The 24,129-nt window shown below is 72.9% G+C and carries 18 protein-coding genes and 1 tRNA gene; 4 read left to right on the forward strand and 15 right to left on the reverse strand.

Going from position 1 to position 24,129, the window contains the following annotated elements; genetic code table 11:
- Positions 1-4: 4 nt before the first annotated feature.
- Positions 5-931, reverse strand: coding sequence for a proline dehydrogenase family protein (locus ACSUPR_RS11850; protein ID WP_436891259.1), 927 nt, complete (start codon positions 929-931; stop codon positions 5-7).
- Between the two features lie 145 nt (positions 932-1,076).
- Complete coding sequence (gene pruA, locus ACSUPR_RS11855; RefSeq protein WP_436891260.1) at positions 1,077-2,702, reverse strand: L-glutamate gamma-semialdehyde dehydrogenase; 1,626 nt, start codon at positions 2,700-2,702, stop codon at positions 1,077-1,079.
- Positions 2,703-2,909: 207 nt separating this feature from the next.
- Here pruA and ACSUPR_RS11860 point away from each other — a divergent pair, with 207 nt between their 5' ends.
- Complete coding sequence (locus ACSUPR_RS11860) at positions 2,910-4,622, forward strand: helix-turn-helix domain-containing protein (protein ID WP_436891262.1); 1,713 nt, start codon at positions 2,910-2,912, stop codon at positions 4,620-4,622.
- 17 nt (positions 4,623-4,639) lie between these two features.
- On the opposite strand, the gene ACSUPR_RS11865 is transcribed toward ACSUPR_RS11860, so the two are convergent.
- The 7 genes from ACSUPR_RS11865 to ACSUPR_RS11895 all read right to left on the reverse strand — a co-directional run bounded on the left by ACSUPR_RS11865 (position 4,640) and on the right by ACSUPR_RS11895 (position 10,943).
- Positions 4,640-4,713 (reverse strand) — tRNA-Leu (locus tag ACSUPR_RS11865).
- A gap of 115 nt (positions 4,714-4,828) precedes the next feature.
- Positions 4,829-6,208 (reverse strand): NAD(P)/FAD-dependent oxidoreductase, encoded by a 1,380-nt coding sequence (locus ACSUPR_RS11870; protein ID WP_436891264.1) that lies wholly within the window; start codon positions 6,206-6,208, stop codon positions 4,829-4,831.
- A 600-nt stretch (positions 6,209-6,808) separates the two neighbouring features.
- A complete protein-coding gene (locus ACSUPR_RS11875; RefSeq protein ID WP_436891266.1) occupies positions 6,809-7,795 on the reverse strand; it encodes a Ppx/GppA phosphatase family protein in 987 nt (328 codons plus the stop codon).
- On the reverse strand, positions 7,792-8,370 hold the full coding sequence (locus tag ACSUPR_RS11880; protein WP_436891268.1) for a DUF501 domain-containing protein: 579 nt from the start codon (positions 8,368-8,370) through the stop codon (positions 7,792-7,794). Before ACSUPR_RS11880 ends, ACSUPR_RS11875 begins: the two co-directional genes overlap by 4 nt.
- A 67-nt stretch (positions 8,371-8,437) precedes the next feature.
- Positions 8,438-8,809: an FtsB family cell division protein gene (locus ACSUPR_RS11885; protein WP_436891270.1), complete on the reverse strand. Its 372-nt coding sequence runs from the start codon at positions 8,807-8,809 to the stop codon at positions 8,438-8,440.
- A gap of 177 nt (positions 8,810-8,986) precedes the next feature.
- A complete protein-coding gene (gene eno, locus ACSUPR_RS11890; RefSeq protein WP_436891272.1) occupies positions 8,987-10,270 on the reverse strand; it encodes a phosphopyruvate hydratase in 1,284 nt (427 codons plus the stop codon).
- A 106-nt stretch (positions 10,271-10,376) separates the two neighbouring features.
- Positions 10,377-10,943, reverse strand: coding sequence for a TetR/AcrR family transcriptional regulator (locus ACSUPR_RS11895; RefSeq protein ID WP_436891274.1), 567 nt, complete (start codon positions 10,941-10,943; stop codon positions 10,377-10,379).
- A 145-nt stretch (positions 10,944-11,088) separates the two neighbouring features.
- Between ACSUPR_RS11895 and ACSUPR_RS11900 the strand changes: the two genes are divergently transcribed.
- On the forward strand, positions 11,089-12,294 hold the full coding sequence (locus ACSUPR_RS11900; RefSeq protein WP_436891276.1) for an FAD-dependent monooxygenase: 1,206 nt from the start codon (positions 11,089-11,091) through the stop codon (positions 12,292-12,294).
- A 25-nt stretch (positions 12,295-12,319) separates the two neighbouring features.
- Here the strand turns inward: ACSUPR_RS11900 and ACSUPR_RS11905 are convergent, their stop codons facing one another.
- Positions 12,320-13,054 (reverse strand): MazG family protein, encoded by a 735-nt coding sequence (locus tag ACSUPR_RS11905; protein ID WP_436891278.1) that lies wholly within the window; start codon positions 13,052-13,054, stop codon positions 12,320-12,322.
- Between the two features lie 42 nt (positions 13,055-13,096).
- Positions 13,097-14,680, reverse strand: a complete 1,584-nt coding sequence (gene cysC / locus ACSUPR_RS11910; protein ID WP_436891280.1) for an adenylyl-sulfate kinase — start codon at positions 14,678-14,680, stop codon at positions 13,097-13,099.
- Positions 14,681-15,024: 344 nt separating this feature from the next.
- Between cysC and mfd the strand changes: the two genes are divergently transcribed.
- Positions 15,025-18,621, forward strand: a complete 3,597-nt coding sequence (gene mfd / locus ACSUPR_RS11915; RefSeq protein WP_436891282.1) for a transcription-repair coupling factor — start codon at positions 15,025-15,027, stop codon at positions 18,619-18,621.
- 61 nt (positions 18,622-18,682) lie between these two features.
- Here the strand turns inward: mfd and ACSUPR_RS11920 are convergent, their stop codons facing one another.
- Positions 18,683-20,326, reverse strand: coding sequence for a cell division protein PerM (locus tag ACSUPR_RS11920; protein ID WP_436891284.1), 1,644 nt, complete (start codon positions 20,324-20,326; stop codon positions 18,683-18,685).
- Between the two features lie 151 nt (positions 20,327-20,477).
- On the opposite strand from ACSUPR_RS11920, the gene ACSUPR_RS11925 reads away from it, so the two are divergent.
- Positions 20,478-20,975, forward strand: a complete 498-nt coding sequence (locus ACSUPR_RS11925; RefSeq protein WP_436891286.1) for a DUF1707 SHOCT-like domain-containing protein — start codon at positions 20,478-20,480, stop codon at positions 20,973-20,975.
- Positions 20,976-21,192: 217 nt separating this feature from the next.
- On the opposite strand, the gene sucD is transcribed toward ACSUPR_RS11925, so the two are convergent.
- The 3 genes from sucD to ACSUPR_RS11940 all read right to left on the reverse strand — a co-directional run bounded on the left by sucD (position 21,193) and on the right by ACSUPR_RS11940 (position 24,051).
- Positions 21,193-22,071 carry a succinate--CoA ligase subunit alpha gene (gene sucD / locus ACSUPR_RS11930; protein ID WP_436891288.1) on the reverse strand — a complete coding sequence of 293 codons (879 nt, stop codon included), beginning with the start codon at positions 22,069-22,071 and terminating at the stop codon, positions 21,193-21,195.
- A 17-nt stretch (positions 22,072-22,088) separates the two neighbouring features.
- A complete protein-coding gene (gene sucC, locus ACSUPR_RS11935; protein ID WP_436891290.1) occupies positions 22,089-23,270 on the reverse strand; it encodes an ADP-forming succinate--CoA ligase subunit beta in 1,182 nt (393 codons plus the stop codon).
- 361 nt (positions 23,271-23,631) lie between these two features.
- Positions 23,632-24,051 carry a cobalamin B12-binding domain-containing protein gene (locus ACSUPR_RS11940; RefSeq protein WP_436891292.1) on the reverse strand — a complete coding sequence of 140 codons (420 nt, stop codon included), beginning with the start codon at positions 24,049-24,051 and terminating at the stop codon, positions 23,632-23,634.
- Between the last annotated feature and the right edge of the window lie 78 nt (positions 24,052-24,129).

Here is a 24,129-nt window from a genome sequence, read left to right on the forward strand (position 1 = left end):
CAAGCTAGTTACGGGTGATCAGCGAGCGCGCGAAGAACAGCATGTTCGCGGGACGCTCCGCCAGGCGGCGCATGTAGTAGCCGTACCATTCGGTGCCGTAGGGGACGTAAACGCGCATGCGCTTGCCCTCGGCGGCCAGGCGGACCTGCTCCTCCTCGCGGATGCCGAACAGCATCTGGTACTCGTGGTCGTCCGCGCCGCGGCCGTTGGCGGCCGCCAGCTCTCCGGCGATGGCGATCATCCGCGGGTCGTGCGAGGCGACCATCGGGTAGCCGTCGCCCTCCATCAGGATGCGCAGCGCGCGCACGTACGCCTTGTCGACCTCGTGCTTGTCGCGGAAGGCCACCGACTCGGGCTCGTCGTAGGCGCCCTTGCACAGGCGCACCCGGGAGCCGGCGCCGCTCAGGTCGCGGCAGTCGGCCTCGGTGCGGCGCAGGTAGGCCTGGAGCACCGCGCCCACGAAGGGGAAGTCCTCGCGCAGATCGCGCAGGACGCCCAGGGTGGAGTCGGTGGTGGTGTGGTCCTCCATGTCCAGGGTGACCGTGGTGCCGACGGCCTTGGCCGCCTCGGCGATGCGCCGGGCGTTGTCCAGGGCGATCTTCTCGCCGTCGCCGCCCAGGAACTGCCCGACCGCGGACAGCTTGACCGACACCTCGGCGCGGTCGCCCAGACCGGCCTCGCCCAGGGCCGCCAGCAGGTCCTCGTAGGCCAGGACGGTGGCCTCGGCCTGGGCTCGGTCCTCGGTGTCCTCTCCGAGGAAGTCCAGCGTGACGAGGCGGTCCGCGGCCAGCCGCTCGACGGCGGGCAGGGCGGAGTCCAGGTCCTCTCCGGCGACGAACCGGTGGACCATGGCGCGGGTGACGGGGGTGCGCTCGACGATCCGGCGGCAGGCGGCGGACCTGGCGGCGAGCAGCAGAGGCTTGCGGAGCATGGTGACCTCGAAGGAGACGAGCGCGGACGGTCGTGTCGCGCGCGGACGGGGTGCGGCCGGGATTCGGCCCGGCCGCACCGGTGGTTCCTCGGGGGGCGGGGAGTCCGCACCCCCCAGGACGGGAGGGGTGCGGAACCCTGGGGTGCTATCCCTGGTGGGGGTAGGAGGAGGTCGTCGGGGCGACGAACGTCTCCTTGATGGAGCGCGGGCTGGACCAGCGCGACAGGTTCTGCGCGGACCCGGCCTTGTCGTTGGTGCCCGAGGCGCGGCCGCCGCCGAAGGGCTGCTGGCCCACGATGGAGCCGGTCGGCCGGTCGTTGATGTAGAAGTTGCCCGCGGTGAAGCGCAGGGCCTCCTCGGCCTCGGCGACCGCCGAGCGGTCGTTGGCGATGACCGCACCGGTCAGCGCGTAGGCCGAGCCCTCGTCGACGACCTTGAGGATCTCGCTGTAGCGGTCGTCCTCGTAGACGTGGACGGCGACGACCGGGCCGAAGTACTCGGTGCGGAACACGTCGTTGGACGGGTCCGTGCCCACGATGATGGTCGGGCGCACGAAGTAGCCCACGGAGTCGTCGGCGGTGCCGCCCGCCACGATCTCCAGGGTCGGGTCGGACTTGGCGTCCTCCAGGACCTTGGCCAGCTTGTCGAAGGAGCGGCGGTCGATGACGGCGCCCATGAAGTTCGACAGGTCGGTGACGTCGCCCATGGTCAGGGCCTCGGTCTCGGCGATGAGGGCGTCGCCCATCTTCTCCCAGACCGAGCGGGCCACGAACACGCGCGAGGCGGCCGAGCACTTCTGCCCCTGGTACTCGAAGGCGCCGCGCACGATGGCGGTGCGCAGGATCTCCGGGTCGGCGGTGGAGTGGGCGACGATGAAGTCCTTGCCGCCGGTCTCGCCCACGATGCGCGGGTAGCTGCGGTAGGTGGAGATGTTCTCGCCGACGGTCTTCCACAGGTGCTGGAAGGTGCGGGTGGAGCCGGTGAAGTGCACACCGGCCAGCTCCGGGTCGTTGAGGGCGACGTCGGAGACGGCCAGACCGTCACCGGTGACCATGTTGATGACGCCGGCGGGCATCCCGGCCTCCTCCAGCAGGCGCATGGTCAGCTCGGCGGCGAACTGCTGCGTCGGGGAGGGCTTCCACACGACCACGTTGCCCATCAGGGCCGGGGCGGTGGGCAGGTTGCCCGCGATGGCGGTGAAGTTGAACGGGGTGATCGCGTAGACGAACCCCTCCAGCGGCCGCTGCTCCATGCGGTTCCACACGCCCTTGACGCTCAGCGGCTGCTGGGCGATGAGCTCGCGGGCGTAGGCGACGTTGAAGCGCCAGAAGTCGATGAGCTCGCAGGCCGCGTCGATCTCCGCCTGCTGGGCCGTCTTGGACTGGCCGAGCATGGTGGCGGCGTTGATGGTGGCGCGCCAGGGGCCGGAGAGCAGCTCGGCGGCGCGCAGCAGGATGGCGGCGCGGTCGTCGAAGGACATCGCGCGCCAGGCCGGGGCGGCGGCCTTGGCCGCGGCGATGGCGTCGCGCGCGTCCTGGTGGGTGGCGTTGCGCATCGTGCCCAGTACGGCGGCGTGGTTGTGCGGCTGCACCACGTCGATGGGCTCGCCGCCGCCCATGCGGCTCTCGCCGCCGATGCGCATCGGCAGGTCGATGCGCTCCTTGCCGAGCTTCTCCAGCTCGGCGACGAGCTCCGCGCGCTCGGCACTGCCGGGCGCGTAGGAGAGAACGGGCTCGTTCACCGGCAGCGGGACGTTGGTCACGGCGTCCATGGGCACCTCCCTGAAAGTCTGATCCCTGAATCGCGCAGGGGCTGTCTCATCCCACGCTCCCAGACCAGGACCGTGCGAACCTTGTGGGTCGGGCCACTCTTTGCACGGCCTATTTGTCCCTTAGGACAAAATGAGACTCGAAGGCTTGTACCGACCCCGTTTCACGACGGTTGTCCCACCGCTCACCGCACTCCACCGGAGGCCCCCGTGACGCCCGACGTTCCCGCTGGTCACGAACGGAACACGGCGGATCCGCACCCGGGCGTCCCGCTGCGCCGCCTGCTGCTCGCCCTGGGCGACCCGATCCTGGACGTGGCCGCCGCACCGGAGGGTCTGGATGTCCAAGTGGACAATGTCCTCATCATGGACCCCGAGGACCGGACCGAGGTGCGCGGCGGCGACCTGGTGCTTCTGATCGGGGCCCGCGGCGGGTCGGCCCGGCGGCTGGTGCGGCTGCTCGCCGAACAGGGGGCGTCCGCGGTCGCGGTCAAGACCGGGGCCGCCCACCCGGGGACCGCGGTGCGGCGCCCCCGGGTGGGCGGGGACGACCTGGCGCCGCTGCGCGCCGAGGCCCAGGAGTCGGGTATAGCCCTGCTGGTGGTCCGCCCGGAGGTGCGCTGGGACCGGCTCCAGGCGGTGTGCCAGAGCATCGTGGACGACGCACGGCTGCTGGACGACGGGGACTCCGGCGAGGCCGACGGGGACCTGTTCTCGATGGCGCAGACCATCGCCCAGCTCACCGGCGGCCTGGTGAGCATCGAGGACTCGGCGAGCCGGGTGCTGGCCTACTCCAGCGGCGCCGAGGTGGACGAGCTCCGTCGGCTGTCGGTGCTGGGGCGGCGCGGCCCGGAGTCGTACCTGGCGCTGCTGCGCGAGTGGGGGGTGTTCGCCCGGCTGCGCGCGGGCGAGGAGGTGGTGCGGATCGAGGAGCACCCGGAGCTGGGCATCCGGCGGCGGCTGGCGGTGGGCATCCACGCCGGGGACCGGCCGCTGGGCGCGATCTGGGTGCAGGAGGGGTCGCGCCCGCTGGCCGAGCACGCCGAGGAGGCGCTGCTGGGCGCGGCCCGCACCGCGGCCCTGCAGATGATCCGCCAGCGCACCCGGGCCAGCGCCGGGCTGCGCCTGCGCGAGGACCTGCTGTCCAGCCTGCTGGAGGGGCGGATCGACGCCGCCGCCCTGGCGGACACGGTGGAGGTGCACAGCGACCGGTCGGCGCTGGTGGCGGCGTTCGCCCTGACCGGAGAGGAGGGAGCGGACCGGGCCGACCGCTCCGAGCGGGAGCTGCGCCGCCGCCGGCTCCTGGACCTGGTGTCGGTGCACACCGCCGCCTACCGGCGCAGTGCGCTGGTGACCGAGCTGAACGGCCGTGTGTACGCCCTGCTGCCGGACCTGACCCGGGACCGGGACGGGGTGGAGCGCTCGGTGGTGACGCTGTGCGGCCGGATCGCGGAGGCGGCACGGGCCGCGCTGGGGCTGCGGGTACGGGCGGCGGTGGGCTCCCCGGTGGGGCGGCTGGCCGACGTCCCGGAGTCGCGGGGGGAGGCCGACCGGGTGCTGGAGGCGATGCGCGGCGACCCCGACCGGGAGGTCGCGACCATCGACGACGTGCGCTCGCGGGTGCTCATCCGGGAGACGCTGGCGCTGCTGCGCGAGGAGCCGTCGCTGCGCGACCCGAGGGTGTCGCGGCTGGTGGAGTACGACCGGGGAGGCGGTGTGGAGCTGGTCCGGTCGCTGTCGGCGTACCTGGAGGAGTTCGGGGACGCCCGGGCCGCGGCGGAGCGGCTGCACATCCACCCGAACACCCTGCGCTACCGGGTGCGCCGGGCGGCGGAGGTCAGCGGCATCGACCTGGGCGACCCCGGGGAGCGGCTGTTCACCCAGTTGCAGCTGCTGATGGAGCAGGAACGGTCCGCGCCGTGAGGCGGCGGTCCGCGGAGTACCCCCGGTCGGACTCGAACCGACACTTGTGACCCTTTTAGGGGGCCTGCCTCTACCATTGGGCTACGAGGGCGAGCCCATCATACCGGCCGGGCCGATTGCGCACTTTGCCGCCGCCTGGCCGGAACGGGACAGACGAGGAGGCCGTTCCCCCCGGGGGGGGAACGGCCTCCTTCCGTACAGCGGGACTAGCTCACCCGGCGCAGGTGGCCGCCCTCGACGGCCTGCGGGTTGCTGGCCTCCTCGAAGGCCTGGCGGGGCTCGACCATGTCCGGCAGCGCTGCGAAGTCGCGGCGCAGGAAGAACCCGAGGGTCCAGTCCGACAGCACCCGGAACTTGCGGTTGAAGGTCGGGACCGCGAACAGGTGGTAGGCGCGGTGCGCGTACCAGGCGAGGCGGCCGTTGAGCCCGATCCTGCCGAACAGCTGGGCCGCGCCCTTGTGCATGCCCAGCCCGGCGACCGCTCCGAGGTTCTTGTGGCGGTAGGCCTTGGGCTTCTCGCCGCGCAGGGCGGCGATGACGTTGTCGGCCAGCACGGGGGCCTGGCGGACCGCGTTCTGGGCGTTGGGCGGGTAGTAGCCGCCGTTGCCGTCGGGCACCTGGGCGTTGTCACCGCCGGCGAAGGCGTTCTCCACACCGTTGACGGCGAGGAACTCGCTGGTGTCGACGTGGCCCTTGGGGCCCAGCGGCAGGTCGCTGGCGGCCACCACGGGGCTGGGCTTGACGCCCGCGGTCCACACCAGGGTCCCGGCGTCGAACTCGGTGCCGTCGCTGAGCTTGATGTGCTGGTCGGCCGCCGACTCCAGGAACGTCTTGAGCCGGACGTCGATGCCGCGGCGGCGCAGCTGGTTGAGGGCCTTGGTGCCGACCTCCGGGCCGACCTCGGGCAGGATCTTGTCGGCCGCCTCGATGAGGAAGAACCGCACGTCCGACTGCTCGATCGAGGGGTGGATGCGGACCGCGTCGCGGACCATGTCCTCCAGCTCGGCGATGGCCTCGGCGCCCGCGAACCCGCCGCCGACGAACACGAAGGTCAGCGCCTTGCGGCGGACGTCCTCGTCGTCGGTGGAGTCGGCGATGGTCAGCTGGTCGAGCACGTGGTTGCGCAGGAAGGCGGCCTCTTCGACCGTCTTGATGCCGATGCCCCACTCGGCCAGGCCCGGGATGGGCAGGGTGCGCGAGACGGCGCCGGCGGCCATCACCAGGTAGTCGTAGGAGATGGTCTCGGGCTCGCCCGCGTTGGGCTCGTAGCGGACGGTGCGGTCGGCGTGGTCGATGCGCACGACCCGGCCGCCCAGGACGCGGACCCGCTTGAAGACCTTGCGCAGCGGGACGACGACGTGGCGGGGGGAGATGCTCCCGGCCGCGGCCTCGGGCAGGAACGGCTGGTAGGTCATGTACGAGTTGGGGTCGATGACGGTGATCCGCGCTTCACCGGCACCGAGCTTCTTCTCCAGCCGCTTCGCGGTGTACATCCCGAGGTAACCGCCACCGACGATGAGGATGTGCGGGATCTCCGCCTCGTCCCCTCCGCCGTGCACCAGCCGGTAGTTCCTGCTCTCGGTCATCGCATATCCGCCCTAACGGTTTCTTGCCTCCCCCTGCTCGTGTAGGGGGTGGAGGCTCCCACTCGTGTTGTGAGTCGTGGCTGTTACGGGAGCCCGACCTTTTTGTCGCTGCTTGTGCATTCTTTCACAAGCAGCTACCCACAGAGAAGGTTCACATCTGACCACCTTCCCACCACTTTCCCACCCACCCGAAATGCGTTTCCGCAGCTCAGAGCGGTTGTGAAAGCATTCACAAGGGCCTGTCGGGGTGATGCGTCTCACCCGGAGGTCCCTTGCCCGGACCCCGAAAGACCCTGGTGAACCCTAGACCACGGGGGTCCGGCCCCCGCGCCGGGGGCCGGGCCGCCGCCCGCCGGACCTGCGGCGCGGGGTGCCCGCGCCCGCCCCCGGGTGCCCGGAAGGTCCCCGGCGGACGGCCCGCGGAACAGGCCCCGGGGCCTGTTCCGCGGATGTCGGTCTGCTCCGCAGGGGGCCGGTGGGGTCCTGGAGACCCGGAGGAGGCGTCCGGGGAACGGGGGCGTCTCCGCGGGGCCGGAGGCTCCCGCCACCTGAGGGCGCCGGACACGGACCGAAGCGGAGCAAAGGCCCGAAGAACACGGCCTAGACCAGCAGGCTCCAGGCCACGCCGTCCAGGATGTCGTGCTCGCTGGCCGTGAACGCGTCCGACCCCGTGCGGGCCAGGACCCGGGACAGCACCAGCGCGCCCGCGCCGATCACGTCGACCCGGCCCGGGTGCATGACGCCGATCTCCGACCGCCGCGCCGCCGTGGACGCCAGCAGCAGCCCGGTGATCCGGTCCAGCTCGGCCACCGGCACGCGCGTGTGGTGGATCCGCTCCGAGTCGTACTCGGGCAGGTCCAGGGCGATCCCGGCGACCGTGGTCGCGGTGCCCGCGACGCACACCACCGATCCCGCCTCGCGCAGCGGCACGACCCGCTCGACCTCGTCCAGCGCCGCGTCGATGTCGGCGGTCGCCGCCGCGATCTCCTGCTCCGTGGGCGGGTCGCTGCGCAGGTGCCGCTCGGTCATCCGCACGCAGCCGATGTTGACCGACAGGGCCGCCCGCACCAGCTCGCCCTCCGACCCGGGCTCACCGCCCAGCACGAACTCGGTGGACCCGCCGCCGATGTCCACCACCAGGAACGGCGGCTTGAAATCGGTGGGACCGCCCTCGGCCGCCTCGGCCGCGAACTCGGCCGTGGCTCCGACGAAGGACAGCTCCGCCTCCTCCAGGCCGGTGACGACCTCCGGCTCCACGCCCAGGATCTCGCGCACTCCGTCGATGAACACCTGCCGGTTGCCCGCGTCCCGGGTGGCGCTGGTGGCGACCATCCGGACCGCCTCCGGGCCCAGCTCGATACCGTGCGCCTCGATGGCCTCCGCGTAGCCGCGCAGCGCCTCGAAGGTGCGCTCCAGCGCCTCCGGGGCGAACTCCCCGGTCTCGTCGACGCCCTCGCCCAGGCGCACGATCTCCATGCGCCGGTCGACGTCCACGACCTGGACCTCGTCACCGTCGATGTGGACGACGTCCGCGATCAGCAGCCTGACCGAGTTCGTCCCGCAGTCGATCGCCGCGACACCGCTCATGACCCGTTCCCTTCAGAGCCCTCGGGGGCGTTCTCGTCGACGCACACGCACGGTCCCCTGTCCCACCAGCGCGGCAGTTCCTCCAGGGCCTGGGCCCCGAACGGGTTGACCCCCGGCTCGGCCAGCTCGTGGGCGACCAGCGCGTGCAGGCACTTGACCCGGGTGGGCATGCCCCCGGTGCTCTGCATCCCCTCCGGCAGCGGCTCCACGCCGTCGCGGCGCGCCTGTTCGGCGCGCTCGGCGACGTAGGACTCGTGCGCCTTGGTGTAGGCGGCGCGCAGGTCCGGGTCCTCGGCCAGGCGGTCCTGCATCTCGCGCATCCGGCCGGAGTTCTCCAGCCGGCCGATCGCGGACGCGGCGCGCGGGCACGTCAGGTAGTACAGGGTCGGGAAGGGGGTGCCGTCCTCCAGGCGCGGTGCGGTGCGCACCACGTCCGGCAGGCCGCACGGGCAGCGGTGCGCGACACCGCGCACGCCGCGCGGCGCACGGCCCAGCTGGAGTTCGACGGCGGCCACGTCGCGCGGGTCGACGGGGTCCCCGGTGGGCCCGGATACGGGCTGGTCTGCGGAATTCATGACCGGTCCAGGATAGGGCCAACGGGGCGCCCGCGCCCCTTCCGGGCGGCGGGCCGGGCCCGGCGGGTCAGGGGGCGGCCCCCGCCGCGGGGTCGTCCGCCTCCCGCACCGAGCGCCACAGGGCGGTGAACCACGGTTCGCCGGGCCCCGCCTCGGCACCGGGCTCGTCCTCGGCCTCGGGGCGCACCACGATGTAGGCGGTCTCACCGGGGTACTGGTAGTGCAGGCGCAGCCGGGCCTCGCGCTCCACGTACTCCTCGGTGCCCAGCGCCTCCTCCCGGGAGCGCAGGTCGCGCACGTTCTCCTCCATGCGCGCCCGCTCCTCCTGCAGCTGGGCGATCTGGGCGCGCTGGGCCACGTACTCGCGCAGCGGGTAGGCCAGGCTGAGCGCGATCACGCACACCACCAGGGCCAGGATCGCGGCCCGGCTGGTGAGCATGGGCCGCACGGCCCGGGCGGAGGAGGGCGCCGGCCGCGGCGCCCTCCCCGGCCGCTTCTTCTTCCGGTCCGGTGCCTTCGTGTCCCGCCGGGCGGCACGGCCGCGCGGCCTGTCGGCTTTGGTCGCCTTACGGGCCTTTGCGGGTGGCTGCTGTGATTCGCGGGACACTGGGGCAGACTAGCCGCGCCGGGCGAAGCGCGGGAAGGCCGACACGCCCGCGTAGACGGCCGCGTCCTCCAGCAGCTCCTCGATGCGCAGCAGCTGGTTGTACTTGGCGACCCGCTCGCTGCGCGCCGGGGCACCGGTCTTGATCTGCCCAGCGTTGGTGGCCACCGCGATGTCGGCGATGGTGGTGTCCTCGGTCTCGCCGGAGCGGTGGCTGATCATCGCCGTGTAGCCGCTGCGCTGGGCCAGGGCGACCGCGTCCAGCGTCTCGGTGAGGGTGCCGATCTGGTTGACCTTGACCAGCAGCGAGTTGGCGGTGCCCTCGCCGATGCCGCGGGCCAGCCGCTCGGGGTTGGTGACGAACAGGTCGTCGCCGACCAGCTGGACCTTGTCGCCGATGTCGTCGGTGAGCTTCTTCCAGCCGTCCCAGTCCTCCTCGTCGAGCGGGTCCTCGATGGAGACCAGCGGGTAGGCCTCGACCAGCTCGGCGTAGTAGGCGGACATCTCCGCGGAGGTGCGCTGCTCGCCCTCGAAGGTGTAGACGCCGTCGGAGTGGAACTCGGTGGCGGCGACGTCCAGGGCCAGCGCGATGTCGGTGCCCGGGGTGTACCCGGCCTTCTGGATCGCCTCGACGATGAGGTCGAGGGCGGCGCGGTTGCTGTCCAGGTTCGGGGCGAAGCCGCCCTCGTCGCCGACGCCGGTGGCCAGGCCGTGGGCCTTGAGCACGGACTTCAGGGCCTGGTAGACCTCGGCGCCCCAGCGGACCGCCTCGGAGAAGGTGGACGCCCCGACGGGGGCGATCATGAACTCCTGGATGTCGACGTTGCTGTCGGCGTGGGCGCCGCCGTTGAGGATGTTCATCATCGGCACGGGCAGCACGTGCGCGTTGGGGCCGCCGATGTAGCGGAAGAGCGGCAGCTCCGCCTCCAGCGCGGCGGCGTGGGCCACGGCCAGGGAGGCGCCCAGGATGGCGTTGGCGCCCAGCCGGGACTTGTCGGGGGTGCCGTCGAGCTCGATGAGCGCGCGGTCGATCAGCCGCTGGTCGTCGGGCTCGAAGCCGTGCAGCTCGTTGGCGATCTCGTCGTTGACGGCGGCGACGGCCTTGGTCACGCCCTTGCCGCCGTAGCGGTCGCCGCCGTCGCGCAGCTCGACCGCCTCGAACTGACCGGTGGAGGCTCCGCTGGGCACGCCGGCGCGCCCGATGATGCCGTTGTCGAGCCCGACCTCGACCTCGACGGTGGGGTTGCCGCGGGAGTCAAGGATCTCTCGCGCCTGAACTGCCTCGATGGACGCCACGGTCACTCTCCGTCTCTTCGGTGTTTCTGGGAACCACTCTTCCAGGACCCGACACGAGACTAGCGACCCACCCGGGGGGTGAGCGCGCCCACCCTGTGAAATTGGTCTAGTCCATGCCGGGTGTTCGCTGCCCCGTACCCTCCGCCAGCGCGGCCAACGCGATGGCCACCGCCCGGGAGCGGTGGCCCCGGGCCTGTTCCGGGTCCAGGAACACCGCGAGGTCCTGGAGCCCGCCCAGGGCGATGACGGCGCCCATGCGGGCGGGCATGTCGGCGCCCCCGCCCACGAGCAGGGCGTCCAGGCGGCGCCGCCAGCCCATGACGTCCTCGACCAGCCCGATCCGGTTCAGCGAGGCCAGGTCGTTGAGCAGTGCGGTCATCAGGGCGGAGTGGCGCACGCAGATGTCGAAGTAGGCGCCCAGGACCCCGGCGGGGTCGCCGGCCCCGGCCTCCTCCAGGCCCGTGAGGAACTCCTCCATGTCCCGCTCCAGGGGTTCGACGAGCGCCCGGAGCAGGTCCTCCTTGGAGCGGAAGTGGTAGTACAGCGCGGCCTTGGTGATGCCCAGCCGCTCGGCGATCTCGCGCAGGCTCGTCTTCTCGTACCCGTGCCTGCCGAAGAGGTCGAGGGCGACCTCCTGGATCTCGGCCCTGGTGTCCCCGTGCGTTCTGGGCACAGACGTCACTCCCGTTCCTGCGTTCCTCCGGTCATCCGAGTCTACTCCTGACTTTCCGACCGGTAAGTTACTTGACGACCGGCAAGTAGCTCTCTACGTTGATGGAGACGGCTCCACCTCCCCGAGGGACCCACTGGAGGACCCCATGCCCGCCGTGCACGACGTCCTGATCTCCGGCGCCGGCGTCGCCGGACCCGCCCTCGCCCACCTGCTGCACCGCCACGGCATCCGCGCGACCGTGGTCGAACGGGCCCCCGCCCTGCGCCCCGGCGGCTACGCCGTCGACCTGCGCGGCGTCGCCGTCGACGTCGCCGGACGCATGGGCCTGCTCGAGGAGATCCGCGGACGGGTCACCGAGATGGAGGGCGCCACCTTCGTCGACGCCCGCGGCCGCCGCACCGCCGGGTTCTCCTCCTCCGCCGCGGTGGGCGCCGACCGCTCCCTGGAGATCCTCCGCGGCGACCTGGTGCGCATCCTGCACGCACCCACCACCGCGTACACCGAGTACCTCTACGACGACACCCTCACCGCCCTGGAACAGGACGGCGACCGGGTGCGGGCCGTCTTCGAGAACACCGCACCGCGCACCTTCGACCTGGTCGTGGGCGCCGACGGGCTGCACTCCGCCACACGGCGGCTCGCGTTCGGACCCGAGGAGCGGTACACCCGGTTCCTGGGCGCCTACGTCAGCATCTTCACCATCCCGGACCACCTGGGGCTGGACCGGGAGGCCCGGCTGTTCAACACACCGGGCAGGGGCGCCGGGATGTACCACACGCCCCGCGCCGAGGGGGCCAAGGGCATCTTCGTCGTCCGCGCCCCCCGGGCCACCGGGATCGACCGCCGCCCGCCCGCCGAGCAGAAGGCGTACCTGCGCGCGGAGTTCGCCGGACTGGGCTGGGAGAACGACCGCATCCTGGACGCCATGGACGGGACCGAGGACTTCTACTTCGACTCGGTCACCCAGGTCCGCATGGACACCTGGTCCGCCGGCCGGGTCACCCTGCTCGGCGACGCCGGGTACTGCCCCTCCCCCATGTCGGGACAGGGCACCAGCCTGGCCCTGGTCGGCGCGTACGTGCTCGCACAGGAGCTGGCCCGGCACGACCGGGCCGCGGACGCCCTGGCCGCCTACGGCACCCGGATGCGCCCCTACGCGGACGCCAACCAGGCCATCGCCGACGCCGGCATGGCCGTCCTGGCCCCGCGCACCCGCCGGGGGATCCTGCTGCGCGACACGGTGCTGCGGGCGGGAGGCCCGCTGCTCGCCCTGCTGGGCCGGTTCGACAGGCGGCTGTCCAACGCCTCCGAGGCCCTGGACCTGGACGCCCCGGCCCCCGCCCGGACCTGACCGGCCCGGGGCCCGGCGGTCCCGCTCAGGCGGTGACGGACCAGTAGGAGCGCCACTCCTCCTCGGACAGGCCGCGCGGGTCGCGGCCGTCCGCGCGGGCGGCCGCCTCGGCCGCCCGCACCCGGGCGTCGAAACGGCGGGACGCCGCCCGCAGGTCCGTCTCGGCGTCGCGGTCGCGCTCGGCGGCCACCGCCGCGAACAGCGCACCGCCCGCCCCGCCGTCGTCGCCCACCAGGTCCGCGGGGAACCCGTTGCGCACCGCCCGCCCCTGCAGCTCGGCCGCCAGCATCACCGCGGGCTGGGCGAAGGGCACCCCGTCCAGGACGGAGGTCACCTCCCCGCCCCTGGCCTCGGCCTTGGCCGCCCGCTCGGCCGCCTTGATGGCCTCCCAGTTCGACCACACCTCGTCGGTGCCCGACACCCGCTCCCCGCCGAACACGTGCGGGTGGCGGCGGGTCATCTTGTCGATGATCGCGTCCGCGACGTCGTCCACCGTGAACCGCGCAGGGTCGCCCTCGGGCCGCTCGGCCGCGATCGCCGCATGGAACACCACCTGGAGCAGCACGTCGCCCAGCTCCTCGCGCAGCAGCGCCAGGTCGCCCTCCTCGATGGTCTCCAGCGTCTCGTACGCCTCCTGGATGAGGTACTCGGCCAGCGACTCGTGGGTCTGGCCTCGGTCCCAGGGGCACTCCCGGCGCAGGGTGTCCATCACCTCCACCAGGCGCAGCAGGCGGTGCCCGACGGGCTGGGGGTCGGTCATGTCGGCATCCTCGTCTACTTCTTCTCGAAAGGGGGGGACGGGTCAGCGGTCCTCGGGCAGCCAGCCGCCCGCGCGCAGCGCGGCCAGCACCGCCGCCACCGAATCGGCCGGGTCCGCGTCCACGGTGTCCACCACCAGGTCCGCGTCGACCGGCTCCTCATAGGGGTCGGAGATCCCGGTGAACGCGGGGATCTCCCCCGCCCGCGCCCTGGCGTACAGGCCCTTGCGGTCGCGTGCCTCGCACACCTCCAGCGGCGTCGCCACGTGCACCAGGAAGAAGTCGCCGCCCGCGTCCCGGGCCATGGCCCGCGCCTCGGCGCGGCCCCTGGCGTACGGGGCGATCGGCGCGCACACCGCCACCCCGCCGTGGCGGCCGATCTCCGCAGCCACGTACCCGATCCGGCGGATGTTCAGCTCCCGGTCCGCCTGGGAGAACGTCAGCCCGTGCGAGAGCATGCGCCGCACCACGTCGCCGTCGAGCAGCGTCACCGTGCGGCCCGACCGGCGGATCCCGTCGCACACCCCCCGGGCGATCGTCGACTTGCCCGACCCCGACAGGCCCGTGAAGAACACCGTCAGCCCGCGCCGGGTGCGCGCCGGGCGCAGCCGCGCCAGCTCCGCGCCCACCCTCGCCGGGGTGAACCACACCGGCAGCTCGCGGCCGTGCGCCAGCTCCTCCTCCACCTCGGCGTCGGACGGCTCCCGACGGGCCCGCGCCGGATCCACCCGGGTCAGCGGCTCCCACAGGCCCTCGTCGGCGTCGTACCGCCACGGCTCGGGGTCCAGCACCGTCACCGGCGGGCGCCGGGCCATGACCCGCTCCACGTCCGGCCCCTCCGCCCCCGCCTCCACGATCAGGTGGGTCGCGCCGTACGCGGCGGCCACGTGCGCCGCCAGCAGCGCGTCCCGGTCGCTCCACCGGCCGCCGAACGGACCGGACGCGCGGGCCGCCGCCCGCGGCAGCGTGCACACCGCGAACGAGGTGCGCGGCGGCAGCAGCGGCCGGGCCGCCAGCACCGCCGCCGTCATACCCTCGTCCTCCAGGCCGGTGTCGACCAGGACCAGCACCTCGGCCCGGCCCGACTCCGCCCCCGGGGCCAGGCCCAGCGCCTCCGCCTCCGCCCGGATCTGGTGCAGGGCCCTGTGGTGCAGCGGCCGGTCGGTGACCACCGCCAGCAGCGGCCCCGCCGCCCTGCCCTCCAGGTCGCGGCGGGCGCGCACCTCCGCCGGGGTCGCCCTCAGCTCGCGCAGCACCCCGTAGGTGGGCGGCCGCAGCAGCGACACCTCGCCCGCCAGGCGGTACTCCCCGTGCTCGTCCTTCCAGCGCTCGGCCACCGCGAGCTCCGCCAGCGGGGCGCCCTCCGGGTCGGTGAGGACCACCGCCCCGCCGTCGACGGCGAATTCCGCCGGAACGGGAAGAATGACCGGAACCGGCCAGGCCCGCCCGTCGGGCAGCCTGCCCCCGCGCTCCACCGACTCCGCCTGCTCGCGTGTCATGAAACCCGGCAGCGGGTACGCACCGCTCAGGATCAGCTCCAGATGTGCGAGCGCTTCCGGGCCCGGGGCCAGGACCGGCGCGTCCGGCCGCCCGTCCGACGTGCTCCCACGCCTGTCGACACTCACCACGCGACTTCCTCTCCTGCGGTCCGACCGGAGTTCACCGAAATCGCCACTAGCGTATGCCGGACCGGGTACGCGCCGCCGCGCCGCACCGCTCGGACGGCGCCCCGGCCCCCGCGGGAAACGGAATACGCGCAGTTCGAGAAGGGTTTTCATGAAGGCACCGCCCGCCGTGCGCACAGGGCCCGCCCCGGGCACCGCGTCGGCGCCCGTCCGAACCCGGCCCGCGCGCGGGCCGCGGACTCGATAGTCTGAACAGACCCGGGCGGCGCCCGCAGCCGTGCCGCCGCCCCTCACCGTGCAGGCCGCGACCTTCCGCCTGAACCGGACCTTCTTCTTTCTTTGGTGCTATGAGCCTCATTGGACTTCTCGCCGACGTCTCCCGGGACCCGGCACTGCACAGCGCGATCGAGACCGCCCGGGGCGGCCGCGATCCCCACCTCGACCTCGTCGCCCCGGCGGCTCTGCGACCCTTCATGGTCGGCGCCCTGGCCGCCGACGCGCCCGTGGGCGCCGGCCGGCCCGTCCTGGCCGTCACCGCCACCGAGCGGGAGGCCGCCGACCTGGCCGACGCCCTGCGCTCGCTGCTGCCCGAGAACTCCGTCGCGCTGTTCCCCGCCTGGGAGACCCTGCCGCACGAGCGGCTCTCCCCCCGCTCGGACACCGTCGGCCGGCGCCTGGCCGTGCTGCGCAGACTCGCCCACCCCGACCCCGCCGACCCGCTGACCACACCGCTGCGGGTCGTCGTCGCGCCCGTGCGCAGCGTCCTCCAGCCCCTCGTCGCCGGGCTGGGCGACCTCGAACCCGTGCGGGTCCGCCCCGGGGACGAGGCGTCCCTGGAGGACGTGGTGCGCGCCCTGGCCGACACCGGCTACTCCCGGGTCGACCTGGTGGAGAAGCGCGGGGACATGGCCGTGCGCGGCGGCATCCTCGACGTGTTCCCGCCCACCGAGGAGCACCCCCTGCGCCTGGAGTTCTGGGGCGACAGCGTCGAGGACGTCCGCTACTTCCAGGTCGCCGACCAGCGCTCCATCTCCCCCGCCGAGGGCGGCGACCACGGCGACGCCGCCTCCGGCCTGTTCGCCCCGCCCTGCCGGGAGCTGCTGCTCACCGAGACCGTGCGCGAACGCGCCCGCGCCCTGGCCGCCGAGCACCCCTCGCTGGCCGAGGTCCTCACCAAGATGGCCGACGGCGTCGCGGTCGAGGGCATGGAGGCGTTCGCCCCCGTCCTCGCCGACCGCATGGAACCGCTGCTGGAACTGCTGCCCGAGGGCGCCATGGTGGTGGGCTGCGACCCCGAGCGCATCCGCACCCGCGCCATCGAGCTGGAGGCCACCAGCGCCGAGTTCCTCGAGGCCTCCTGGATCAACGCCGCCTCCGGCGGCGAGTCGCCCATCGACCTGGGCGCCTCCGCGTACATGTCCATCGCCGACCTGCGCTCCGTCGCCTCCGGGCTGGGAACGCCCTGGTGGGGCCTGACCCCGTTCAGCCCCGGCGAGACCGACACCCGTGAGGAGGACGACGCCGTCGTGGTGGGCGCGGTGCCCGCCGAGTCCTACCGCGGCGACACCGAGCGCGCCCTCGCGGACATCAAGGGCTGGCTGCACGACAACTGGAGCGTCGTGCTGGTCACCCAGGGGCACGGCCCCGCCGAGCGGTTCGTGGCGATGCTGCGCGACGCCGGGCTCGGCGCCCAGCTCGCCCAGGACCTCACCGACCCGCCCGCACCCGCCGTCGCCACCGTGACCACCGGGCTGGTCGACCACGGGTTCCTGCTGCGCACCGTCCACACCGTCGTGCTCACCGAGACCGACCTGGCCGGGCAGAAGTCCTCCACCCGCGACATGCGGCGCATGCCCAGCCGCCGCAAGGGCACCGTCGACCCGCTCCAGCTCAAACCGGGCGACTACGTGGTGCACGAGCAGCACGGTGTGGGCCGCTACCTGGAGATGGTCAGCCGCCAGGTGCAGGGCGCCACCCGCGAGTACCTGCTCATCGAGTACGCCCCCTCCAAGCGCGGCCAGCCCGGCGACCGCCTCTTCGTGCCCACCGACCAGCTCAGCGAGGTCACGCGGTACGTCGGCGGCGAGGCGCCCACCCTGTCCAAGATGGGCGGCGCCGAGTGGAGCAAGGCCAAGAGCCGCGCCCGCAAGGTGGTCCGGGAGATCGCGGGCGACCTCATCCGCCTGTACTCCGCCCGCCAGGCCTCGCCCGGGCACGCGTTCGGCCCCGACACGCCCTGGCAGCGGGAGCTGGAGGACGCGTTCCCCTACGTGGAGACGCCCGACCAGCTCGCCGCCATCGAAGAGGTCAAGAAGGACATGGGCCGGTCCGTCCCCATGGACCGGCTGATCTGCGGCGACGTCGGCTACGGCAAGACCGAGGTCGCGGTGCGTGCCGCGTTCAAGGCCGTACAGGACGGCAAGCAGGTGGCGCTGCTGGTGCCGACCACCCTGCTGGTGCAGCAGCACCTGTCCACGTTCACCGAGCGGTACGCGTCCTTCCCCGTCACCGTCAAGCCGATGTCGCGCTTCCAGACCGACGCCGAGGTGGAGCTCACCCGGGAGGGCCTGCGCAGCGGCGAGGTCGACGTCGTCATCGGCACGCACCGGCTGCTGTCCGCCGAGACCCGGTTCAAGGACCTGGGCCTGGTCATCATCGACGAGGAGCAGCGGTTCGGCGTCGAGCACAAGGAGGCGCTCAAGCGGCTGCGCACCCAGGTGGACGTGCTCGCCATGTCGGCGACGCCGATCCCGCGCACCCTGGAGATGGGCCTGACCGGCATCCGGGAGATGACCACCATCCTCACCCCGCCGGAGGAGCGCCACCCGGTGCTGACCTTCGTCGGGCCCTACGAGGACAAGCAGATCACCGCCGCCATCCGCCGGGAGCTGATGCGCGAGGGCCAGGTGTTCTTCGTGCACAACCGGGTCGCGTCCATCGACAGGGTCGCCGCCGAGATCAAGCGCCTGGTGCCCGAGGCGCGGGTCGCCTACGCCCACGGCCAGATGAACGAGCAGCAGCTCGAGAAGGTCATGGTGGACTTCTGGGAGAAGAACTTCGACGTGCTGGTCTCCACGACCATCGTCGAGTCCGGCCTGGACGTCCCCAACGCCAACACGCTGATCGTGGACCGCGCCGACACCTACGGCCTGTCCCAGCTCCACCAGCTGCGCGGCCGGGTCGGCCGCGGCCGCGAGCGGGCCTACGCGTACTTCCTGTACCCGCCGGAGAAACCGCTCACCGAGACCGCCTACGAGCGGCTGGCCACCGTCGCCCAGCACACCGAGACCGGCGCGGGCATGTACGTGGCCATGAAGGACCTGGAGATCCGCGGCGCGGGCAACATCCTGGGCGCCGAGCAGTCGGGGACCATCGCCGGGGTCGGCTTCGACCTGTACGTGCGCATGGTCGGCGAGGCCGTCGCCGAGCTCAAGGGCGACCAGGGCGCCGCCGAGGAGGTCGAGACCCGCGTCGAGCTGCCGGTCAACGCGCACATCCCGCACGACTACGTCCCGGGCGAGCGGCTGCGGCTGCAGGCCTACAAGCGGATCGCCGGCATCACCGGCGAGGAGGACGTGCTCGCCGCCTACGAGGAGCTCACCGACCGGTTCGGCACCCCGCCCCAGCCGGTGGACAACCTCATGGCGGTGGCCCGGTTCCGGGTCCTGGCCCGCTCCGCGGGGCTCCAGGACGTGGTGCTCCAGGGCAACCAGATCCGGTTCACCCCGGTGGAGCTGCGGGAGTCGCAGGAGCTGCGGCTGCGGCGGATGTACCCCAAGTCGCTGCTGAAGGAGGCCACCCGCACCCTGCTGGTGCCGGTCCCCAAGGCGGGCGGCATGGGCGGCAAGCCGCTGCGGGACCTGGAGCTGCTGGCCTGGTGCACGGAGCTGGTCAACGCCATCTTCGAGCCGGGCAGGCCCAAACCGCCGGCCGTCCGGGACTGATCGTCCGGACACACGGCTCGGGGCCGCACCAGGGTGCGGCCCCGAGCCGTGTCGGCGGCCCTCAGGCCTGCGGCGTACCGTCGTCCTCCGGGCCCGCCTCGTAGGTGATGCCGTACAGGTCCTCGGACTCGTCCTCGGCGGCCCTGCGGCGCCACAGGCGGGGGCGTTCGGCCCGGCGGGCTCGGCGCTCCTCGCGCCGCCGCTCCTTCTCCGCGGCCCTGGCCGCCCGGGCGGCGGCCTTCGCCTCGGCCCGCTCGCGGCGCTCCTCCTCCCCGCGCCCGTGCCCCTCCTCGGCGGTGGGCGCCGGCTCCTCCGCGGTGTCCCCGGGCGCCTCCTCCACGGCGACCGCTCCACCCGGCTCCTCCCTGGGCCGCAGCGGGGTGACCGTGGCCAGCCCCTCGCCCACCGGGACGTCGGCGGGCAGCTCCACCCTCGGTGCGGGCTCCGGTCCGGGCCCCGGTCCGGCGGACGCCGGAGCCGGGGCGGCGGCCGGGGAGCGGCGGGTGTACCACCAGTTGGCCACCCACGCCGCGATCGCCGCGGCCACCCCCACCTCCAGCGCCGCCACCAGCCCCACCTGCCAGGCCGACGGCCCCACGTCCGACAGCCGGTCCCCGCCCAGGGACCCGCCCGCCAGCTCCCCCAGCGCCGCGCACAGCAGCCCCGTGGTCACCCCGCACACGAACCCCCACAGCGGCGCGGCCTCGCTCACCACGTCCGGCGCACTGCGCTGGGTCAGCACCCCGCCCAGCGCACCCGCGGCGAACGGCACCGCCAGCGCCGCCAGCGACACCACCGGTGCCGCCCCGTTCTCCGGCAGCGCGGCCAGCATCGGCAGCAGCGGCAGCGGCCCCACCGACACCCCCGTCGGCGCCACCACCGTCATCTCCCCCACCGCGAACCCCGGGCCGAGGGCGTAGCAGACCGCGAACACCACCGCGTTGGGCAGGTACGCGAGCTGGAGGAGGAGCAGCAGCAGACCGCCCACCCACCCCGGGCCCAGCAGCCGCGTGGTCTCCGCCGCCTCGGGCAGGCTCACCGCCAGCGCCACCAGGAACAGCAGGAGTCCGCCCAGCAGCAGGGCCCCGGTGGAGGCGAGCATCCCCACGAGCAGCGACCGCGACCGGGCGGGCATCAGCCCCAGCAGGTCCCCGGCCGCCACGCCCTTGTCCCGCATCAGCTGGCGCAGCACGCCCAGCCCGCCGGCCAGGAACGCGATGAGGAACCCCATGAGCAGTGCCCGCGGCATGCTCGGCACCAGCTCGTCCGTCCGGGCGAGCAGCGCCAGCGTCCCCGCGATCGCCGCGTACGGTCCGGCGATCGCGATCGCCGCCCGGTGGACGTGCCGCAGCCGGGCGATCTCGCAGTTGCGCGCCACCCACCGCCCCGACCGGTACAGCAGCAGCCCCGGCAGCAGCACCAGGCCGAGCGGGAGCAGGCTGATGCTCCCCCCCGGCACGGCGAACGACACCTGGTGGCCCACCAGCCAGGCCAGCACGGCGGCCTGGAGCAGGTCGACGATCTCCTCGCCGAACGTGTCGTGGGGCGCGGCCACCCACCCGACCATGGTGAGGGTGACGATGACCGCCAGACCGATGCCCGCGGCGGTGGCCGCGGCCACGCCTCCGGTCGAGTAGACCGGGCGCGGTGCGTCGGCGGTGCCCGTGCGGCGGGCTGGGTCGGGGGGAGATCCTGGCGTGCTCACCCGACTTATGCTGCCAGGGACCGGATTGCTCCGCGCCATCCCCGCCGCGCGTGTCGTGCTTCCCCGCCCCGGCGCGGCCGGTACGGAACCCCCCGGCCGATATGCCCGTCATACGATGAGAGATCCAGCGCCCCCGCTCGAACGGACGATCATGACCGGCCCGGAACCCGCCCCGTACCGCCTCTCCGACGGCGAACGCGATGAGGCGCTGGAGTCCCTGCGCACCGCGTTCCAGGAGGGCAGGCTCACCGTCGAGGAGCACGAGGAGCGCTCCGGCGCCGCCCTGCACGCCGTCACCGGCAAGGATCTGGCCCCGCTCTTCGAGGACCTGCCTGCGCACCTGCACCCGCGCTCCCTGAGCGCGGTCGCCCCCGTCGCGAACGGCGAGGGACCGGTGGACCTGGCCGAGACCGCCCGGTCCGTGGAGAAGAGAAAGAAGAAGAAGGACGACGACAACCTGCCGTCCGTCCTGGGCTGGGGCGGGTTCCTGCTCTTCGTGTGGGGCGTGCCGACGTTCGTGTCCGGCAACGTCACCGCCATCAGCGTCTTCCTGGGGTTCTTCTGCCTGATGGTGGTACCCGGCCTCATCACCGCCCTGGCCCGCCGCCGGCGCCGCGGGAGCGGTCCCGGCGAGGTCACCGGGGGCTGACACGGCGACGGCCCCGCCCGCACCCACAGGTGCGGATCGGGGCCGTGGCGGCCTTGTGCTTCTGAACCTCGGCTTCGGTCCGCGCGCGGCGCCCCCGGGGGGCCTCCGGCCCCCGAGGAGACGTCCTCGTTCCCGGAACCCCTCCTGCGGGCCTGCGGAACCCCGCCTGCGCCTCGCGGACCCCCCGCGGTGCGGGGGGGAACCCGGGCGAGGGGCCTCAGAACAGCTCGCGGACCAGCTTGGCGGTTTCGCTGGGGGTCTTGCCGACCTTGACGCCGGCGGCCTCCAACGCCTCCTTCTTCGCGGCGGCCGTCCCGGAGGAGCCCGAGACGATGGCGCCCGCGTGGCCCATGGTCTTGCCCTCCGGAGCGGTGAAACCCGCCACGTAGCCCACCACGGGCTTGGACACGTTCTCCCGGATGAACGCCGCCGCCCGCTCCTCGGCGTCCCCGCCGATCTCACCGATCATCACGATCACGTCGGTGTCGGGGTCGGCCTCGAACGCCGCCAGCGCGTCGATGTGCGTGGTCCCGATGATCGGGTCCCCGCCGATGCCCACCGCCGAGGAGAACCCGATGTCGGCCAGCTCGTACATCATCTGGTAGGTCAGCGTCCCGGACTTGGACACCAGCCCGATCCGGCCCGGCTTGGTGATCGTGGCCGGGATGATGCCCGCGTTGGACTGGCCCGGCGTGATCAGGCCCGGGCAGTTCGGGCCGATGATCCGGGTCGCGTTGCCCTTGCTCTGGGCGTAGGACCAGAACGCGGCGGTGTCGTGCACCGGCACGCCCTCGGTGATCACCACGGCCAGGCCGATCGAGGCGTCGATGGCCTCGATCACCGCGTCCTTGGTGAACCGGGGCGGCACGAAGATGACGGTGACGTCGGCGCCGGTCTTGTCGATGCCCTCGGCCACCGAGCCGAACACCGGCACCCCGGTGCCGTCGAAGTCGACCGTCTGGCCGGCCTTGCGCGGGTTGACGCCGCCCACGATGTTGGTGCCCGAGGCGAGCATGCGGCGGGTGTGCTTGGTGCCCTCCGAGCCGGTCATGCCCTGGACGAGGACCTTGCTGTCCTTGGTGAGGAAGATGGCCATGGTTCGTGTTGCTCCCTCTACTTCGCCGCGAGCTCGGCGGCCTGCGCGGCGGCGCCGTCCATCGTGTCGACCTGTCGCACGGCCGGGTGGGCGCGATCGGTGAGGATCCGCCGGCCCAGCTCGGCGTTGTTGCCGTCCAGGCGGACGACGAGCGGCTTGGAGACGTCCTCGCCGCGGCCCTCGAGCAGTTCCAGGGCCTGGACGATGCCGTTGGCCACGGCGTCGCAGGCGGTGATGCCGCCGAAGACGTTGACGAACACGCTCTTGACCGAGGGGTCGCCCAGGATGATCTCCAGGCCGTTGGCCATGACCTCGGCCGAGGCGCCGCCGCCGATGTCGAGGAAGTTGGCGGGCTTGACGCCGCCGTGCTCCTCGCCGGCGTAGGCGACCACGTCCAGGGTGGACATGACCAGGCCCGCGCCGTTGCCGATGATGCCGACCTCACCGTCGAGCTTGACGTAGTTGAGGCCCTTCTCCTTGGCGGCGACCTCCAGCGGGTCACCCTCCTCGGGAACGGCGAGGCTCTCCAGGTCCTGGCGGAACTCGGCGTTCTCGTCCAGGGTGACCTTGCCGTCCAGGGCGACGACGCGGCCGTCCTTGGTGAGGATGAGCGGGTTGACCTCGACGAGCGTGGCGTCCTTGCCGACGAAGGCGTTCCACAGCTTGGCGATGATCTCCGCGGCACCCGCGGCGGCGGCCTCGGGGAGGCGGCCGGCCTTGGCGATCTCCGCGGCGACGGCCTCGGTGGCGCCGGTCAGCGGGTCGATCGCGATCTTGGCGACGGCGTCGGGGTTGGTCTCGGCGACCTCCTCGATCTCCATGCCGCCCTCGGCGGAGCAGATCGAGAGGAAGTTGCGGTTGGCCCGGTCCAGCAGGAAGGAGAAGTAGTACTCCTCCGCGATGTCGGACGCCTCCTCGACCAGGACACGGTGGACCGTGTGGCCCTTGATGTCCATGCCGAGGATCTGCTCGGCCTTGGCCTGGGCGTCCTCCGGGCCCTCGGCGACCTTCACACCGCCGGCCTTGCCGCGGCCACCGGTCTTGACCTGGGCCTTGACGACGACGCGGGGCTTGCCCGCGGCGGCGAACTCATCGGCGATCGCACGCGCCTCGGCGGCCGTGCTCGCCACCTTCCCCTGGGGTACGGGAACCCCGTACTCTGCGAAGAGTTGCTTCGCCTGGTATTCGAACAGGTCCACGAGGGTCCGTCCTTGTAACTCGCTGGCTCAGGATGTCTACCGGGGTGGCCTGGTCCGGATCCGGCTCGTGACCGCTGTCACGTGTCACACGACGCGGGTGCCCCGCTGGGGCCGAGCCGTCTTCAGAGATCGAGATCGCCGCGGCGTCTTTAGCCACCCGCGACATGCGCAAAGCTTAGTCGCCTGAAATCCGGACGCCGGACACCGGGGGCGCGTTGGCCGCGCCGCCCGCCCCGATGACCGCCGCGCAGGCGGCCCTGGGGAGTTCCCCGTGGGAAAATCTGTGACCAGCGCCACGCCGTATAACACTGCCAACGCGACGGAAACCGCACATCCGCACTTAACGGGCGTGCGACGAACGTCACGTCACGGTTCGGACGGCGTGCGCGGGACGCACGTTCTCCTTCACCCACTCCGCGATCTCCGCCGTGGGCGCACCCGGCGTGAAGATCTTCGCGACCCCCAGGCGCTCCAGCTCGGCGATGTCCTCGTCCGGGATGATCCCGCCGCCGAACAGCCGGATGTCCTCCGCGCCGTTCTCCTTGAGCAGTTCCAGCACCCGGGTGAACATCGTCATGTGCGCCCCCGACAGCACCGACAGGCCGATCGCGTCCGCGTCCTCCTGGAGTGCGGCCGCCACGATCATCTCCGGCGTCTGGCGCAGTCCCGTGTAGATGACCTCGACACCGGCGTCGCGCAGCACCCGGGCCACGATCTTGACTCCGCGGTCATGCCCGTCCAGCCCCGGTTTGGCGACGACGACCCGTGCTGCACCAGCCATGGTCCAACCCCTCACGGCCCCTTGTGGGGACCCTTGTGCGAGAACACTCCGATGCCCTGAAGAGTAACCCAGGTCACT

It is taken from the genome of Nocardiopsis dassonvillei, assembly GCF_964273065.1.
Taxonomy (GTDB): Bacteria; Actinomycetota; Actinomycetes; order Streptosporangiales; family Streptosporangiaceae; genus Nocardiopsis; species Nocardiopsis dassonvillei_B.

Excerpts from the sequence above, each read along its gene's own strand:
- ACSUPR_RS11875 (WP_436891266.1), bottom strand. The coding sequence starts at position 7,795 with ATGAGCGGTGTCGCGGCGATCGACTGCGGGACGAACTCGGTCAGGCTG.
- ACSUPR_RS11905 (WP_436891278.1), bottom strand. The coding sequence starts at position 13,054 with ATGACCGACCCCCAGCCCGTCGGGCACCGCCTGCTGCGCCTGGTGGAG.
- ACSUPR_RS11870 (WP_436891264.1), bottom strand. The coding sequence starts at position 6,208 with ATGACCGAGAGCAGGAACTACCGGCTGGTGCACGGCGGAGGGGACGAG.
- ACSUPR_RS11880 (WP_436891268.1), bottom strand. The coding sequence starts at position 8,370 with ATGAATTCCGCAGACCAGCCCGTATCCGGGCCCACCGGGGACCCCGTC.
- pruA (WP_436891260.1), bottom strand. The coding sequence starts at position 2,702 with ATGGACGCCGTGACCAACGTCCCGCTGCCGGTGAACGAGCCCGTTCTC.
- sucD (WP_436891288.1), bottom strand. The coding sequence starts at position 22,071 with ATGGCCATCTTCCTCACCAAGGACAGCAAGGTCCTCGTCCAGGGCATG.
- ACSUPR_RS11925 (WP_436891286.1), top strand. The coding sequence starts at position 20,478 with ATGACCGGCCCGGAACCCGCCCCGTACCGCCTCTCCGACGGCGAACGC.
- mfd (WP_436891282.1), top strand. The coding sequence starts at position 15,025 with ATGAGCCTCATTGGACTTCTCGCCGACGTCTCCCGGGACCCGGCACTG.
- ACSUPR_RS11850 (WP_436891259.1), bottom strand. The coding sequence starts at position 931 with ATGCTCCGCAAGCCTCTGCTGCTCGCCGCCAGGTCCGCCGCCTGCCGC.
- ACSUPR_RS11885 (WP_436891270.1), bottom strand. The coding sequence starts at position 8,809 with ATGCTCACCAGCCGGGCCGCGATCCTGGCCCTGGTGGTGTGCGTGATC.
- ACSUPR_RS11940 (WP_436891292.1), bottom strand. The coding sequence starts at position 24,051 with ATGGCTGGTGCAGCACGGGTCGTCGTCGCCAAACCGGGGCTGGACGGG.
- ACSUPR_RS11900 (WP_436891276.1), top strand. The coding sequence starts at position 11,089 with ATGCCCGCCGTGCACGACGTCCTGATCTCCGGCGCCGGCGTCGCCGGA.